Below are 14,305 nucleotides of genomic sequence, written 5' to 3' on the forward strand. Positions count from 1 at the left end.
TTTGGTTTAAGTGGGCTTTTATCTTCTCACTCCCTGGCTTTTGAGAGTTCTTATGAAGGAACAATTAAAATGAAAAAACCATTTAGGGCGTGGCAAGGTGTGGGATCTAATGGAAAGACCGTGTATGTCACCTCAGACCGTTCGGAAAAGTTCACCCTATCAAATACAATTTCAGTTTATGATCTTGACGGAAATTATATAAAGGAGATAAAAAGAGCATACACCGGAACGGACAGTCATAATCGGTTTATGTCATTTGGTGATTGTTATGTTTCTAGTGGTTTTTTATATGCCACTGTCTATAATTTTAATTCAGCACCACCAGAGAATGAGCGAATTAGTAGAATAGTCAAGTACAGCTTGCCGGATTTAAAACAAGTCGATGTATTCGATATCGGTGATGGAACGGCGGAATCGTTAGCAAAGTTTAAAGGATTTTTCTGGATAGTATATCATGACAAAAATGAGATTAGAAAATTTGATGCCCAATTCAGACTGCTAAAAAGATACCCACTTTCAGGGATATTTGGAGATGAAGGTGGATATCAAGGCATTTTTTTTGATGGGGACAATCTTTATGCAAATCTACATGGCTCAAATAAATTTGGGGAGAAGTATGCTCAGGGGTTGGATAAATATCATTTTGAGGGTCATTCTTTCAAGCTTATAGAGAGGATTAAGCCTCCTACCTATGGAAGTGGTCAAGGTGTAGAGAAGGTCGGAAATTCAATTTTTTGGGTAGATCGTCCTGGCAATCAAATCATTGTTCAAAAATTATAAAAAATATTAGTAAAAAAGAGCTGTTTCCAGCTCCTATAGTCGTTGATTTATTCTGGCATTATCCAAACAATCTCGCAAATACGCACAAAAAATCTTCTGCCTCGTGTATCTAAAGCTACATGGTCTGGTTTAACATCAACGACACATCCGCTGATTCCACCACGTGTGGTTTCAAGAACAACTTGTTTGCCCATTACACTCTTTAGAGTTTCTACGACATATGCATCAACAGGGTAGACTATAACGGATTGAGGCATTTGGTTCATTTGATGCATTTGAAAATTATTCAATGGATTACCTCCCAGTATTTTATACGCTATTCTATGCACCCGCCCAATTAATGTTCTAGGCAGTTTATTATGTAGTCTTATACAACAAAAATGACCCGGAAGAGGGCCGTTTTTGTTTGTGATTTTAAGGGTTATTTATTTGTATATCTTTCAAAATATAATCCCAGCTATCATAATCATTCATATCATCAGGAACTTCTAACACACAAACATTATCAATATCCCATTTGATTTCTCGTACCGATGTTAATTCAAGAACGGGATTAAGGATAAGAACAGTAAATTCGTTCGGCTTTAATATATCAGACAAAATCGCTTGTAGCTCTACAGCCTGTTCGTATGTGGCGAACCATCTAATGAATAGAATTTTTTTACTGCTTAGTAATTTGTCCCAAAATCTCTTCATTCGTAAATCCAGCTTTGCTTTATAAGATGGATAGGTCGTAGACCAATGTTTACCCGAGGTGATTGGAAAATCATGTACCGAGATAATGTTATAACAGGTATCCTGAATAAAATACGATTTCACTAAAGCATTCTTGTTTCCATTAGGATAAGCAGGCACTCCATCCTCTAGAAAAAAATGTGTCTCTTTGAGCATCTGCAGATTTGTTAACTCCATGAAATTCTGAAATCTATTCTTATAAAGTCTGTTTACATCAGTTAATGAATAAGAAATCATCCAGTCGAGAGGCATGGAGAATGTTCTCAAGTTATTTCTTTGCATATTTATAGCAGGAGCACAAGACATACCTAAGCTTACGATTAAATCATAGCTTTTCTTTACATCTTGTAAGTTCATGGACTCACCTAATTTCTCTCTGGAAAATATTAATGGCGTTGTAACAGCAAATAACCGCTAATCCTTGAAGTTTTTTTACGAAACACCACTCTAAAACCAACGTCGTTGTCTAATAAACAAGCTAAGGCGGTGTCAAGTAGTCCATTGGGTCTTAAGCTAGGTCGACAAGGCTCAGCATTTCCTATGATGCGGACAGAAATAATCCTGCGTGCAGAGCCGCGAACCAAAGGATTTCTGCTCCAAGTGATCAATACTAAATCAGGTTGACGAGTTGCCATTCTGATCCACCCCTTTCTATTAAGCTTCTCTATATAAAATGCACAATAGATTGTAATGTGCTAAACAGAAGCGGAGTGCTAAATTGATTAGCGGTGAGAATTAATGAGTTACTCTTGTTTGATCTTGGTTTTCAGAATACAATAAAGTAAATTTATGGAGTGTTTGAATAGCGTAGACATAGATGACCAAAAGGGAGCATATATACATAACGCCGTACGACTGAGCAAGTATTTGATCAATGATCAAGTACTTTTTTATTTTTCGTTTATGAGAAGCTAAATGGGGGGACACGATGAGGAAAGGGAAACCGATTAGAAAGAAGGTATACGGATTTATTTTGCAAGACAATGAAGTTGGAGAAAAGACCTTATTAGTTTATCTTAATGTACTAGAAGTACCCTTTAGATTGGTAGGTGGAAATGTCGATGCCGGAGAAACAGAAGAAGAAGCGTTATTCAGAGAAATTCAAGAAGAAAGTGGACTTAAACAATTTAAATTAGTCAAGAAAATAGGAACACAATATTATTATAAGGATTATATAGATGCTAATGTTGAAAGACATGACTATCTTCTGATTCCAGAAACAAGATTACCTGAAAAGTGGAGATTTACTGGAGCGGGTGAAGGAGAGGACTGTGGAACTGTTTTTAACTACCAGTGGATAAAACAAGATGAAATATACTTATTAGATAAAGAGTTTAGTGAATATATGTCGGAAAAATATATACAAGAATTGTTTGGTGATAGATATGAATAATCGTAAAATCTTCTCATTTCTTCCTTTGATCATTTTTTTATTTAGTCACAATCCCGAAAGGAATATTTAAGTTGATTAATATAAATGAGGAGTACTTTATTTCCTATAATAGTAGAATAGGGCAAAAGCCTTTTTTAACTTCAATAGAACCAAGTGCTAAATGATAATTAGCAGATTCGACAAAGCATAAAATTGGTGGGATTTCTTTGCGTCTTTGAAATGTCTTGTAAAAGACTCTGATGAAAAAACTAATTAATTCTACCAGATATAGGAATGTCAATCTATGTAATGATGAAACCATTATATTGGATATTCGTATTCCTATAAAATGATGTTGAAAGGTCGTGTGCGTGATGGATAACGGGTATTTTGTTGGATGGGGTACATTAGCATTAATAAATGCCGGGTTAGCGCAAGGTAAGAATAGGAGTGGATTAAACTGGTTTTTAATTTCATTGCTTTGTGGCCCATTGGCTACATTTTTTCTTGTAATATCGAGTAAGCTGCAAATTCATTAGCCCATTATATTTTGGAAGGGGATTTTTTGCTGAAAGCACTAAGGTTGTTCGGTATTCTATTTAGTGCAGCAACAATCATTCCGGCAATACTATTTTTCCGTGGTCAGGATCAAGTGATCATGTCTTGGACAATGATAGGGATGTGTGGAGCTCTGATTTTTAATGGAGGAGTTACCTATTTTAAAACTAAAGATAAAATGGAGGCTCTGTCTTCGATTGTTGGGATGGTACTCTTAATAATCTCGCTTACTAAATTTCCATTTTGTTGGGGTCTGTCAATAATTTTGTGTAAACTCTTTTAAGCACAGATTCCCCCGAGGGGGAAGTCGCGAATTTAACGCAAGTGTTGACCGACCCGATCGGGGAAAAAGACCGACAGCTGGAGCAGCATTTGCCCCCAGTTTTGGACACGTCCTGTCCATTTCCGAGTGACGTCGACGGTGGCCAGATAGAGCATTTTTAGTAGCGCCTCATCTGTGGGAAAGATGCTTTTTCCCTTCGTCACTTTACGAAGCTGACGGTGGTAACTCTCAATCATATTGGTGGTGTAAATCAGTTTGCGGATCTCAGGCGGGTACTTGAAAAAGGTAGCGAGTTCGTCCCAATTGGTCCGCCAGGAACGGATAATGAGGGGATATTTCGCTCCCCAAACTTCCTCGAAACGGTCGAGTTCAAGCAAGGCACCTTCCTCGGTAGCTGCCTTGTAAATAGGCTTTAAGTCGGCTGTTACCTTCTTAATATCCTTGTACGACACGTACCGTGTGGAGCTGCGGATTTGGTGAATAATACACTTCTGGATTTCCGTTTGAGGATAGCAGGCGGCAATCGCTTGAGAGAATCCGGACAGGTTATCCACGCAGATAATGAGAATGTCCTGAACCCCGCGATTCTTCAGTTCATTCAGCACACTCAGCCAGAACTTGGAGGACTCATTCTCACCAATCCACATCCCCAGCACGTCTTTGTTTCCGTCCAGATCAATGCCAATGACCATGTAGGCAGCCTTATTGATAATGGCCCCATCTTGCTTGACTTTGAAGTGGATCGCATCCAAATAGACGACGGCATAGACCCCTTGCAGAGGCCGGTTCTGCCATTCTTTAATGAGAGGCACAATCTTGTTCGTGACATTGGAAATGAGCGTTGGAGATACCTCAATACCATACATCTGCCCTAAATGGTCCTGAATTTCTCGGGTGCTAATCCCTTTCGCATACAGCGCAATAATTTGTTCTTCGATGCCCGTTACATTCGACTGATGCTTCTTGACGACCAAGGGCTCAAACTCGCCCAACCGATCCCGAGGAATAGCGATTTCCTGCTCACCATACTCACTGACTACGGTTTTACGGCTCTTTCCGTTACGGCTGTTTGGCGTGAGCTTCGCTTTCACCTCATGCTTTCCATAGCCCAAATGAGTATCCATTTCGGCTTCCAGCATCTCCTGAATCGTCTCCGCAAACAGCTCTTTTAGAGCATTCTGCGCATCCTGTGCGCTTACCAAATTGTTTTCCTTAATAAATTCCCGTAACTGCTGTTTTGTCCAAAGTCCCATGTGTTCTCCCCAACCTTTCTCTTACTTCCATTTTAATGGGTTTGAGAGTTTACACAATATATTTTACAGACTCTTTTGTTGATAAAATACCCCATCACCTATAAAGGTCGGTGGGGCTTTTTTACGTTTTATCTCTTTTTCAATCAAGTTATAGTAGGTTGCTGCAGGTAATGCTTATTTCTTTTTCTTCTTTGTGGGTCCGATCTGGCGTCTTACTTTATTGTTCTCGTCAACCTCAATAATATAAATGTCTTTCAATGTACCGGAAAGAGTAAACCATTCACGTAGAGCATCAGCCTCAGTCATTGGTCCCAATATTCGTTTCCCCCTATAACATATAAAAAACACTCTTACTCCTTAGTGAGTTTGCGAGAATGTAATAATCCTCAAAACGATACTCAATAACGATTTTCAGTGAGTTTTATTATTTTATATTAATGCTAAATTATAGGAGATGCAATGTTGAGAGATTGTTCCTGTTTATTTCAAGTAACATTTGAGGTCATCCAAGAAGGTTATTGGAAAGGTTGGGGACGCCTTAGACATTGGTTTTAGTAGGTGTTTATTTTGCTTGTATGTTGTTAGTTATTAATTGCTTAGGGTCATAGATCCATGGCGAAGTTATTTTTGACTTTTCGAAGTTCATGCGAAGCTATCAGCAAGCACGATACTAAACAGCGATTGACAAAATAGAAGAGCTGCCTAATACTAATTGATAATCATTATCAATGTTTAAAATGTAATTAACTTAAATAGATTGCGTAACGGATCGGAGTGAAATGCAAGATGAAGTTGGAAGATCATATTGCCGCATGGAATTATGCAGCCGTTAAAGTGTTGGATATTAGACATGCTGTGATGGAGCCTGGGGACAAGCTGCAAGGCTATATATTACCTGCATGTGGATTTATCTACTGTGTGCGGGGTACGGCCAGGTTGAATCTCAACGGTATAGATTACGACACAGACCGTCATTTTATTGTGCATGGTGGCAAGGGTATGAGACTAAGCATAGAGGCAGGGAAGATTTTTGAATACTATCTATTATTCTATAGAGCCTCCTTACCAGGAAGAAAGGATTTAGCAAGACTTTTAGAACGAAGCAATCCATTTCGAATGCAGTATGGCTTCGAGTCTTTAGAGCCATTGCCACTTCACTATCAACTAATGGCAATGGAACAACTCTGGGCACAAGGAAGTTTATTGGAAAGAATTCAAGTTAAAGGCTTGTTCTATCAGTTTATACATGAATTATTGAAGCAGTTTACAATGGATGGAAATAACCTCAGGCAACCGGATGTCATTGGACAGGTTGTCCGTTATATTGAAGTGCATTATCGTCACAATTTATCACTAGAGTCTATAGCGGAGCAATTTAATTATAGCCCTCGTCATTTATCAACGCGTTTTAAAGGGGAGACGGGGTTCAGCTTGATCGAATATTTGATACGATACCGGCTTGAACATGCAGAAGAGCTATTACGATGTACCGATGCTCCACTTCGCGATATTGCAGAAGAAGTTGGATATAGCGATGTATATTACTTCAGTCGTATGTTTAGTAAATATAATGGTCAATCTCCCATCCGATTCCGCAAGGAAAGCAGGCAGGTGAGCTCATCGGAGAATCGTCCATTTACCACCGCCAGATTCTCCATTGGCCAGAACATATCCTCCCGATATAATGTTGTTGAATATGATAATCATTATCAATACTATTATCATAATAAAATAACCGGAGGGTCTTCACCAATGCGAATAACAAAGACATCAAGTTTTATTGTAGCGATGCTGCTTAGCTTTACCTTGCTTTTAAGTGCATGCGGATCTGCAAACGTTGGTTCTACTGCCACGAATTCTAAGGGATCCAAAGCTTCTGAAGTTACATCATCATCAGCCAATAATTCAATTGTAACTGACAATAGCAATAAAGAGGCTCAGACAAGAACTATCTCTACGGTAAAGGGAGATATTGTCGTTCCAGCTAATCCAGAGAGGATAGTCGTGTTATACCTTCAAGGGGATCTTGTTGCCCTCGGCATTAAGCCAGTAGGTACTTCAAGTGTCTTTGAAGGAGCAGCCTTTGCAGAAGAGCTGGGAGGTATTGAAGATCTTGGTTCATGGTATGAGCCTAATCCAGAGGCTATTATGGCAGTAAAGCCGGACTTGATCATAGCTGCTTCTGAAGAAACTTACGAAATCCTTAAGGATATTGCACCGACTATTCCAATTCCTTTTGAAAAAATGGCGACGGACGAACGTATAATGAAGATTGGCGAGGTATTTGGCAAGGAGAAGGAGGCACAAGCTTTATTAGATAATTTCCACGAGAAGTTGGAGAAAAGTAAGCAGAAGCTTGATGAACTTGGAATTTTAGATAAGACGGTAACCATTATCGAGGGCGGTAAAAAAGAGATGGCGGTGATCGATAGCAAGCTTTACGGAAGAGGCTCTCAGATTATTTATGAATATTTAGGACTAAAAGCACCAGAGATTCTTCAGAAGAAGATTGATGGCAGGGAGAAGGCTACTGGAGGGTTTGTCTCCTTAGAAGTGTTACCTGAGTATATAGGAGACTTCGTGTTCCGCTCTGTATGGGATGGGGCTGATGATTTGTCGGACAACCCCATTTGGAACAGCATTCCAGCAATCAAAGAAGGTAGATTGATCGAAGTTGGGTTTGATTTTTCATATTATTCCGATATCTACTCTCTTGATAAGCAGCTAGATTTTGTAGTTGAGAAGCTAGTGTCAGCGTATGAAAAAAAATAGAAAGCTAGATGATAGCACAGCTGTTATCCCTAATTTAAGAGGGAAATCGTATTTCGGTCTGTTTCTACTCCTAGGGATACTGCTGCTGCTGCTTTCAGTAGCGGCTTCTATCTCTTTTGGCTCTGCTTCCATGAGCCTGAAGATGGCATGGACAGCGATTTTTAATTTTGATCCTGAACTGACCGAGCATCAGATTATTCATGCCCTTCGTATTCCGCGTACAGCTGCTGATATTATTGCGGGTATGTGTCTCGCGGTAGCAGGAGCGGTTATGCAGGGCTATACGCGAAATCCCTTAGCCGATTCGGGATTAATGGGAGTAAATGCTGGAGCAGCGCTTGCAATGGCCGTTACATTAGTTTTCCTTCCAGGGCAACTGCAGACAACTACCTTGCTGGTTAGCTTTAGTGGCGCAGGACTTGGAGCAGGATTAACATATCTTGCCGCTTCATTGAATCGTTCAGGAATGACACCTCAACGACTGGTGCTAGCTGGAATATCAATTACAATGCTTTTTGGAGCTGTGGGGTCATTTATCTCATTAAACTATGGAATTGGTCGTGCCCTTGCTTATTGGACTTCGGGAAGTGTGGCTGGAGCAACATGGGTGGAAATTAGGCTAGTTATACCTTGGTTCTTAGGTGGACTGGCTTTGTCACTATTCATTGCACGCTCTATCACCGTTTTAAACTTGGGGGAAGAGATCGCGAAAGGCTTCGGGCAACGGATCGTTCTCGTTAAGATGATAGCTACGCTTGCGGTCCTTTTACTAGCGGGTGTAGCTGTTGCACTTGTAGGGCCAATCGGCTTTGTAGGGTTGATTATTCCGCATATTATGCGTTTTTTTGTAGGTGTAGATTATCGTTATATTATTCCAGCATCAGCCATTTACGGCGGCGCACTTATGGTTGTAGCGGATATCGCAGGAAGGGTGATTAATCGTCCGGCAGAGACAGCACTGGGCATTATTTTTGCAATGATTGGTGTTCCTTTCTTCTTGCTAATTGCGAGCAAAGAGAGGAGAGCCTTCAAATGAATGTTGTTAAATCGCATAAGGCTACAATATGGATTCTATCTCTCATAATACTGCTTATTGCAGGAGCTATTCTTAGTCTTAATATGGGAAAGGTGTCCCTCAATCCACTTGAAGTATTTCAAGTATTGCTTGGACAAGGTCCAGAGGAACATAATCTCGTTGTTTATAAGTTTCGTCTTCCTCGGATCGTATTAGCGATACTTGTTGGATTTGGGATGGCTCTGGCAGGTGCAGTTATGCAGGCGTTGCTGCGCAATGATCTGGCTGATCCCGGCATGCTTGGTACTAGCTCAGGTTCAGGTCTTATGGTGTTGCTGATTATCTCAACGGTAAGCATTCAAGGCACCGCTATAACATTATTACTGCCGTCTATGGCATTCTTAGGTGGTCTGCTGGCAGCAGCTCTGATCTATATTCTAGCCTATAGAAAACGTCGTATGATTTCTTCTACACGACTTGTCTTGACTGGTGTTGCGATCAATATGGGGTTTAGTGCACTGTCGTTATTCCTAACTTTAAAGCTTGATGACCAGAAGTATGAGTTTGCGCAGCGTTGGCAAGCAGGATACTTATGGGGGGACAAGTGGTCTTATATCAGCTTGCTGGCACCTTGGGTATTGCTGTTATTCGCATATATTATTTCCAATTTCAGGACATTGAACGTCTTAGTGCTAGGCAACGAAATTTCGATAGGATTAGGAGTCGCTGTAAAGAAGAAATTTTTGCGTCTGGCGATTGCGGCTGTAGGCATTGCTTCTGGCTGTGTAGCGCTCGGGGGCTCGATCTTCTTTATTGGATTGATTAGTCCGCATGTGGCGCGCAAGCTGGTAGGTCACGACTACAAAGTACTTCTACCAACTTCAGCACTTATTGGTGCGCTATTGCTGCTTATAGCGGATACGATTGCTCGAACGGTCAGCTTTAAGTCGGATATTCCCGCAGGGATTATTGTAACAATGCTGAGTGTGCCTTACTTCCTATATTTATTGATGCGTTCAAAATAAATATCAGAGTTCTTTCCAACGTATAAAAAAGTCTTCTTTGTGGGTTTTGGTGCGAGCCCTTGCGATGTTTTTGAAAAAACAAAAAAACCGCGAATATCCTTGATTATACAAGGCTTTTCGCGGTTTTTAAATTTCTCCTCTTGGACTTATCTTCTGCTATCAAGCAACCCCAATGCTTGGTGTACTAAGTAGAATTATGACTGAGTGTGAGTAGAACAGTGTCGCAGTAGACGCATACTGCTCACTAGCGAATTCTAAAAGAGCCCGTTTTTAGGGCTCCAATATACAAACCAACTGCTTTCTTAAACAAAGAATAAGGTCTTAGACTACTGTTGGTTTATTGAACTGACGTTTCCCGATAGCTCAAGGACCGACTTAAAGGGGACTGCTTGCCATCAACTCCAGGTGTTGAAGTTGGGAATATCATTCCGAATATACCTACACCCCCGTAGTAGGAGTACTCGGTCATAAGGTCCGTCTGTTGCCTTACAATCGATAGTTCATGTACTGAGAAAAACAAATAATTTTTACTTCGAAAACCAACAGGTTCTAAAGGAGTACTTCTTTGGAAATAGGTCACTTCTTTCTTATAGACCCACTTTTCAAAATCCGAGCTATCAGGGTTTGTCCAAAGTAGAACAAGTAAGACTATACCCACCACGAGAATCAGTAGTCTCAAACCGAGCCCCCCTACACAGAAAGTACACTTAATAATATGTATGTCCAGCGCAATAAGGAGATGACTTGTTTTCTCGTTCATTATTGGTATTAAGTTTATTTATACTGCCCGTTAGATGATGCACAGTACGAAGATATAGCGACACAACAAGAAGACGGTGAACAGGAAGAACAACAGGAACCAGATGAAGAGAACGGTTATAAATCTAGTATCGAGAAGGAGGAAGAGAAGGGGGATTGAACAATTATGACATCCAACAAATGCTTGGTATAGGTGAACGTCAAAAATATGAACTATTAAACTCGGGTCATTTTGATATGGTGCGGGTCGGAAAGATGATAAAAGTATCCAAGGATGTATTTCTTAAATGGTTACAGGGATAAAAAAGTGGTGCCGATTACGGCACCACTTTTTCTTTAGTCTACTACAGGGCACCATAATGGCACCAATTCTTATTTCACTCAGAACATAAATATCCCTAAACAAAAGAAAAAGCCTATAGGGTGCGACATTCTGTGATGCACCGTGGTGGTCGGAGTCAGACTAACGGTTGGGCTTATGGCACGATAGCTTGTCGACCTTCTTCGCCAGCCGTACAAACAGTATAGTCATATTATCCATTTTCATCCTCTGTGGTGCAGTGCCGATCTTGCGCTGCATGGATGGCTAACGGGCAGGTTACCTTAACAAACTAAATGATGGATAAAATATAAATATAAGAGTTCTCTCCCAAACTATTGGAAAATATTATGGTACGATGTCCTTATTCGGTTGTTTCAAGTGGAGGGAAGATACCGTGCTAAATACTCAGGATATTGCAATAGAAGCATTAACTTGTTATTCAATTACTTATCAATCAATAGCTCATATTGGCCAAAATGCGAACACCATCTATAAAGTGACTGATAAGGAAAGTAACTGCTATAGTTTACGCATACATCTATCAAAAAATGATTCGATGGAAAGTATTTGGTCTGAAGAAAAAGTCATCCATTCAGAAATGCTTTGGCTGGAATCATTAACTAATGATACAGATCTGGTGTTGCCATCACCTATAAAAAATAACATTGGTGAATATGTTACTAAGATAGCTGACATAAACTGTACATTGGTAAAATGGGTAGATGGTGAGCAAAAACAATTTGTTCCAACAGTCAATGATGCCGAGTGCGTAGGCGAATTGATCGGAAAGCTTCATAAACAATCATCTTTTTGGAAAATTCCGTCATCATTTACTCGACCGTCCTTTGATAATTCTAGAATTTCACAATCATTAGAAAAGCTCAAACAGCTTGCTAACGGTGGTGAGCTCAATAAAAATGATGTGGAAATTCTGCAATTGGCCGGAGAGTGTGCAATTTTAATGATGAACGACATAGAAAGAACACCTGACAATTGGGGGATAATTCACGCAGATTTGATTCCAAGTAATTTTGTGTTTCATGAACAAGTAGCTAGAGCCATTGATTTTGGAGCTTGCGGGTTCGGATATTATTTATTCGATTTAGGTTGGACACTTTCTTATATCCACCCAGCGTTCAGAAGCCAGTTACTAGAATCATACGCAAAACAATTCGACCTGCCTCATAACTATGTTCAACAATTGGAAGGCTTCTTTGTAGCAGCCCAACTCGAAACAATGAATTTTTGGCTTGGGTTGCCTGAATCAAATGAGTGGTTACCCAGTCACATTAGTAAATTAGCAAGTCGGGAATTTAAGTTATATGTAAATAAAGAAGAATTTCTCTTTAGTGGTACTCCTTACTGGGAGTAGTTTGTTCAACTCCCATGGAAGAACGCATTTTCTTCCATCATCTGTGGTGCGGCGCTTGCGCTGCATGTATGACTAACGGAGAACGATAGTGGAATAGGGTTGCTTCGGCAGCCGTTTTTTATTTGTTCAACGACGGGCAGGATAGTTTAATTGTTTCTCGAATAGATTTCGAAATAGAGTTTTTACGAACCTCTCGTGAATAATACGTTATATGAAAGAAATGAAATGAGGTATTTATCCAATTTTCAAGAAATAGTAACGTAAAGAGATACATAGAACGGCAAGAATTTATAAGGGCTTTTGAAGAAGCACTATCTCTTTCGCAACACCATCCAACTTTTCTGAAAGCGTATGGCTGGTATAGAAAAGGCATTACTTCTGAAGATGCTTTTGATTCATTTCTCGCATTGTGGAATTCAATAGAAATAGTGACTTCTAAGTATCACCCTAGAACTGAAAGAGCAAAGAACGGTTCGAAATCACAGATTTGGGAATCATTTATATCAGTTTGGGGCGAATGCCAGGATTGGCCATTGATGATTAGAGGCAATAATCAGTGGATAGATCAGAACTACTTGACTAGAAATAATATTGCTCATGGATTAGCAAACGTAAACATTGAGGAAATTGATGAAGTTATTTCAAGGCTTGCAACAATAAAAATGGTATCAATAATGTTCTTAAAAGCATGGAAACACAATTTGTAAGATTCATCGGAGGGTGATTTCTTTCATATAACATAATATATCAACGCTTAGGCTGTTCGACCTCAGTTAATAAGAGCATTTCGGGATTAAACTAACGGCGATCGAGAGGTTAATAAATATACTAGAGAATGATCTCTTGATTGACTGACTTTGGAGGGGGATGAAATGTCTTTACTTAACTGGAAATTTGATGATAAAGTTCAATGTTCTTCGAATGAGTGGAATTGGGTAGAGATCACCTTAATGCTTGTAGATGGCAGCAAGCGGTGGAGTATTTTATACACACCAGAAAGGTTGCATAATAGCCTTTCACGACCAAACATAGATCCACCAGGATTACATATTCCGCATATGATTATCGTTAGAAGTTACGAAATCGACGACATTGAAAGAATGTTACGCTACCTTGAAAGTGAGGGAGAGCTTCTCACCGCTTCCAAGCTTATAGAATAGAAATAAAAATCACCTTATCAGGTAACTCATGCAAGCGTGAGGTGAGACTATGAGGTTAGAAATTATTGTTGTATTCACAGTTATCAGATTGAGATTCGAACAATTAAAGCCGCTGCAATGAATAAAACATAGAAGCCGACCATAGGTCGGCTTTTTTATCTATTTGAATTTGATTTTTCCTAGTAGTTAATTCCGTTAAAAGAGCACATTCTCACCTGCAAAACAATTTTAAAAAACTATTCTTGACCAAATCTTGACCAAAGACCAGTTTTACTCCTCATGTCATACTCCGAATTATCCCTAAAAAAAAGAAAAAGCCTTATACAATAAGGCTTTCTACATATAGGACGGATGGGGTTCGAACCCATGACCCCTACCCTGTCAAGATAGTGCTCTCCCGCTGAGCTACCGTCCTGCGACGAATTTCATAATACCATACGATAGAGTAGGATGGCAATTCTTTTTTTACAATCTGTAGGGATGATAGTTTACATAGTCTTAAAAACAATAAGAAAAGGGGATGCCCCTAACATCCCCTCTCACCGTCTCAAATAAAGAACGGGAGTAGAAATATATCGCTTATACCGAAAAATGGGATGCGTCGTGGAAAGAAGCGACGTCTTGGGAAAAAGCCAGGCCGGAAGCCAAATTGTCTATACGCCGATTCGTGTGTAGGCATTCCGTTTAAACGTTCTACCATTTCGTTGCTTGGAACCGCAAGAGTAACATAGTTTTGATCTACATGGGCAATAAAGCCATCAAAGGACTGACCGTCAGTCGTTGTAATACCAACGTATTTGTTCATACAATTCCAACTGACCTGTTGATGTAAATTTGCATTTGTATCCATAAATAACCTCCTCAATTGAATAACCCTGATAATAGTCTATGGTTCGTAG

16 protein-coding genes and 1 tRNA gene are annotated in these 14,305 nt (G+C 39.8%); 9 read left to right on the forward strand and 8 right to left on the reverse strand.

Features of this window, described 5'->3' with window-relative positions; all coding sequences use genetic code 11:
* The first annotated feature begins 69 nt into the window (after positions 1 to 69).
* On the forward strand, positions 70 to 780 hold the full coding sequence (locus ACDZ28_RS20915; RefSeq protein ID WP_339290585.1) for a hypothetical protein: 711 nt from the start codon (positions 70 to 72) through the stop codon (positions 778 to 780).
* A 47-nt stretch (positions 781 to 827) separates the two neighbouring features.
* Here ACDZ28_RS20915 and ACDZ28_RS20920 read toward each other — a convergent pair whose 3' ends face one another.
* From ACDZ28_RS20920 to ACDZ28_RS20930, 3 genes are all read right to left on the reverse strand, one after another.
* Positions 828 to 1,055, reverse strand: coding sequence for a DUF2642 domain-containing protein (locus ACDZ28_RS20920; protein ID WP_339291328.1), 228 nt, complete (start codon positions 1,053 to 1,055; stop codon positions 828 to 830).
* A gap of 139 nt (positions 1,056 to 1,194) precedes the next feature.
* On the reverse strand, positions 1,195 to 1,872 hold the full coding sequence (locus tag ACDZ28_RS20925) for a DUF1796 family putative cysteine peptidase (protein ID WP_339290586.1): 678 nt from the start codon (positions 1,870 to 1,872) through the stop codon (positions 1,195 to 1,197).
* 29 nt (positions 1,873 to 1,901) lie between these two features.
* A complete protein-coding gene (locus ACDZ28_RS20930) occupies positions 1,902 to 2,150 on the reverse strand; it encodes a hypothetical protein (RefSeq protein WP_076117720.1) in 249 nt (82 codons plus the stop codon).
* Positions 2,151 to 2,443: 293 nt separating this feature from the next.
* Between ACDZ28_RS20930 and ACDZ28_RS20935 the strand changes: the two genes are divergently transcribed.
* The gene (locus ACDZ28_RS20935) at positions 2,444 to 2,908 is read left to right on the forward strand and encodes an NUDIX domain-containing protein (protein ID WP_339290589.1); all 465 of its coding nucleotides are present in this window, start codon (positions 2,444 to 2,446) and stop codon (positions 2,906 to 2,908) included.
* Positions 2,909 to 3,760: 852 nt separating this feature from the next.
* On the opposite strand, the gene ACDZ28_RS20940 is transcribed toward ACDZ28_RS20935, so the two are convergent.
* Positions 3,761 to 4,981 (reverse strand): IS256 family transposase, encoded by a 1,221-nt coding sequence (locus ACDZ28_RS20940; RefSeq protein ID WP_076119303.1) that lies wholly within the window; start codon positions 4,979 to 4,981, stop codon positions 3,761 to 3,763.
* Positions 4,982 to 5,155: 174 nt separating this feature from the next.
* Positions 5,156 to 5,296 carry a hypothetical protein gene (locus ACDZ28_RS20945; RefSeq protein ID WP_339290591.1) on the reverse strand — a complete coding sequence of 47 codons (141 nt, stop codon included), beginning with the start codon at positions 5,294 to 5,296 and terminating at the stop codon, positions 5,156 to 5,158.
* Positions 5,297 to 5,767: 471 nt separating this feature from the next.
* Between ACDZ28_RS20945 and ACDZ28_RS20950 the strand changes: the two genes are divergently transcribed.
* The 3 genes from ACDZ28_RS20950 to ACDZ28_RS20960 are packed head-to-tail and all read left to right on the forward strand — an operon-like array spanning position 5,768 to position 9,793.
* Positions 5,768 to 7,753, forward strand: coding sequence for an AraC family transcriptional regulator (locus ACDZ28_RS20950; RefSeq protein ID WP_375102674.1), 1,986 nt, complete (start codon positions 5,768 to 5,770; stop codon positions 7,751 to 7,753).
* The gene (locus tag ACDZ28_RS20955) at positions 7,740 to 8,789 is read left to right on the forward strand and encodes an iron ABC transporter permease (protein WP_339290593.1); all 1,050 of its coding nucleotides are present in this window, start codon (positions 7,740 to 7,742) and stop codon (positions 8,787 to 8,789) included. The genes ACDZ28_RS20950 and ACDZ28_RS20955 overlap by 14 nt, the downstream gene beginning before the upstream one ends.
* Positions 8,786 to 9,793 carry an iron ABC transporter permease gene (locus ACDZ28_RS20960; protein WP_339290595.1) on the forward strand — a complete coding sequence of 336 codons (1,008 nt, stop codon included), beginning with the start codon at positions 8,786 to 8,788 and terminating at the stop codon, positions 9,791 to 9,793. The genes ACDZ28_RS20955 and ACDZ28_RS20960 overlap by 4 nt, the downstream gene beginning before the upstream one ends.
* Before the next feature lie 337 nt (positions 9,794 to 10,130).
* Here the strand turns inward: ACDZ28_RS20960 and ACDZ28_RS20965 are convergent, their stop codons facing one another.
* Positions 10,131 to 10,472 carry a hypothetical protein gene (locus tag ACDZ28_RS20965; RefSeq protein ID WP_280788593.1) on the reverse strand — a complete coding sequence of 114 codons (342 nt, stop codon included), beginning with the start codon at positions 10,470 to 10,472 and terminating at the stop codon, positions 10,131 to 10,133.
* Between the two features lie 236 nt (positions 10,473 to 10,708).
* Here ACDZ28_RS20965 and ACDZ28_RS20970 point away from each other — a divergent pair, with 236 nt between their 5' ends.
* The 4 genes from ACDZ28_RS20970 (at position 10,709) to ACDZ28_RS20985 (ending at position 13,406) form a co-directional block, all read left to right on the forward strand.
* A complete protein-coding gene (locus tag ACDZ28_RS20970) occupies positions 10,709 to 10,855 on the forward strand; it encodes a helix-turn-helix domain-containing protein (RefSeq protein WP_339290599.1) in 147 nt (48 codons plus the stop codon).
* A 413-nt stretch (positions 10,856 to 11,268) separates the two neighbouring features.
* Positions 11,269 to 12,246, forward strand: coding sequence for a phosphotransferase (locus tag ACDZ28_RS20975; protein ID WP_339290601.1), 978 nt, complete (start codon positions 11,269 to 11,271; stop codon positions 12,244 to 12,246).
* A gap of 407 nt (positions 12,247 to 12,653) precedes the next feature.
* Positions 12,654 to 12,953 carry a hypothetical protein gene (locus ACDZ28_RS20980; RefSeq protein ID WP_375102675.1) on the forward strand — a complete coding sequence of 100 codons (300 nt, stop codon included), beginning with the start codon at positions 12,654 to 12,656 and terminating at the stop codon, positions 12,951 to 12,953.
* 165 nt (positions 12,954 to 13,118) lie between these two features.
* Positions 13,119 to 13,406 carry a hypothetical protein gene (locus tag ACDZ28_RS20985; protein ID WP_339290603.1) on the forward strand — a complete coding sequence of 96 codons (288 nt, stop codon included), beginning with the start codon at positions 13,119 to 13,121 and terminating at the stop codon, positions 13,404 to 13,406.
* Positions 13,407 to 13,749: 343 nt separating this feature from the next.
* Here the strand turns inward: ACDZ28_RS20985 and ACDZ28_RS20990 are convergent.
* Positions 13,750 to 13,821, reverse strand: a tRNA-Val gene (locus ACDZ28_RS20990).
* A gap of 132 nt (positions 13,822 to 13,953) precedes the next feature.
* Complete coding sequence (locus ACDZ28_RS20995; RefSeq protein WP_042187286.1) at positions 13,954 to 14,256, reverse strand: hypothetical protein; 303 nt, start codon at positions 14,254 to 14,256, stop codon at positions 13,954 to 13,956.
* Positions 14,257 to 14,305: the final 49 nt, after the last annotated feature.

Source organism: Paenibacillus sp. RS8 (assembly GCF_041956825.1).
Classification (GTDB): domain Bacteria; phylum Bacillota; class Bacilli; order Paenibacillales; family Paenibacillaceae; genus Paenibacillus_AQ.

Coding starts and splice junctions, on each gene's coding strand:
- ACDZ28_RS20915 (WP_339290585.1), top strand. CDS start 70: ATGAAAAAACCATTTAGGGCGTGGCAAGGTGTGGGATCTAATGGAAAG.
- ACDZ28_RS20920 (WP_339291328.1), bottom strand. CDS start 1,055: ATGCATCAAATGAACCAAATGCCTCAATCCGTTATAGTCTACCCTGTT.
- ACDZ28_RS20925 (WP_339290586.1), bottom strand. CDS start 1,872: ATGAACTTACAAGATGTAAAGAAAAGCTATGATTTAATCGTAAGCTTA.
- ACDZ28_RS20930 (WP_076117720.1), bottom strand. CDS start 2,150: ATGGCAACTCGTCAACCTGATTTAGTATTGATCACTTGGAGCAGAAAT.
- ACDZ28_RS20935 (WP_339290589.1), top strand. CDS start 2,444: ATGAGGAAAGGGAAACCGATTAGAAAGAAGGTATACGGATTTATTTTG.
- ACDZ28_RS20940 (WP_076119303.1), bottom strand. CDS start 4,981: ATGGGACTTTGGACAAAACAGCAGTTACGGGAATTTATTAAGGAAAAC.
- ACDZ28_RS20950 (WP_375102674.1), top strand. CDS start 5,768: ATGAAGTTGGAAGATCATATTGCCGCATGGAATTATGCAGCCGTTAAA.
- ACDZ28_RS20955 (WP_339290593.1), top strand. CDS start 7,740: ATGAAAAAAAATAGAAAGCTAGATGATAGCACAGCTGTTATCCCTAAT.
- ACDZ28_RS20960 (WP_339290595.1), top strand. CDS start 8,786: ATGAATGTTGTTAAATCGCATAAGGCTACAATATGGATTCTATCTCTC.
- ACDZ28_RS20985 (WP_339290603.1), top strand. CDS start 13,119: ATGTCTTTACTTAACTGGAAATTTGATGATAAAGTTCAATGTTCTTCG.
- ACDZ28_RS20995 (WP_042187286.1), bottom strand. CDS start 14,256: ATGGATACAAATGCAAATTTACATCAACAGGTCAGTTGGAATTGTATG.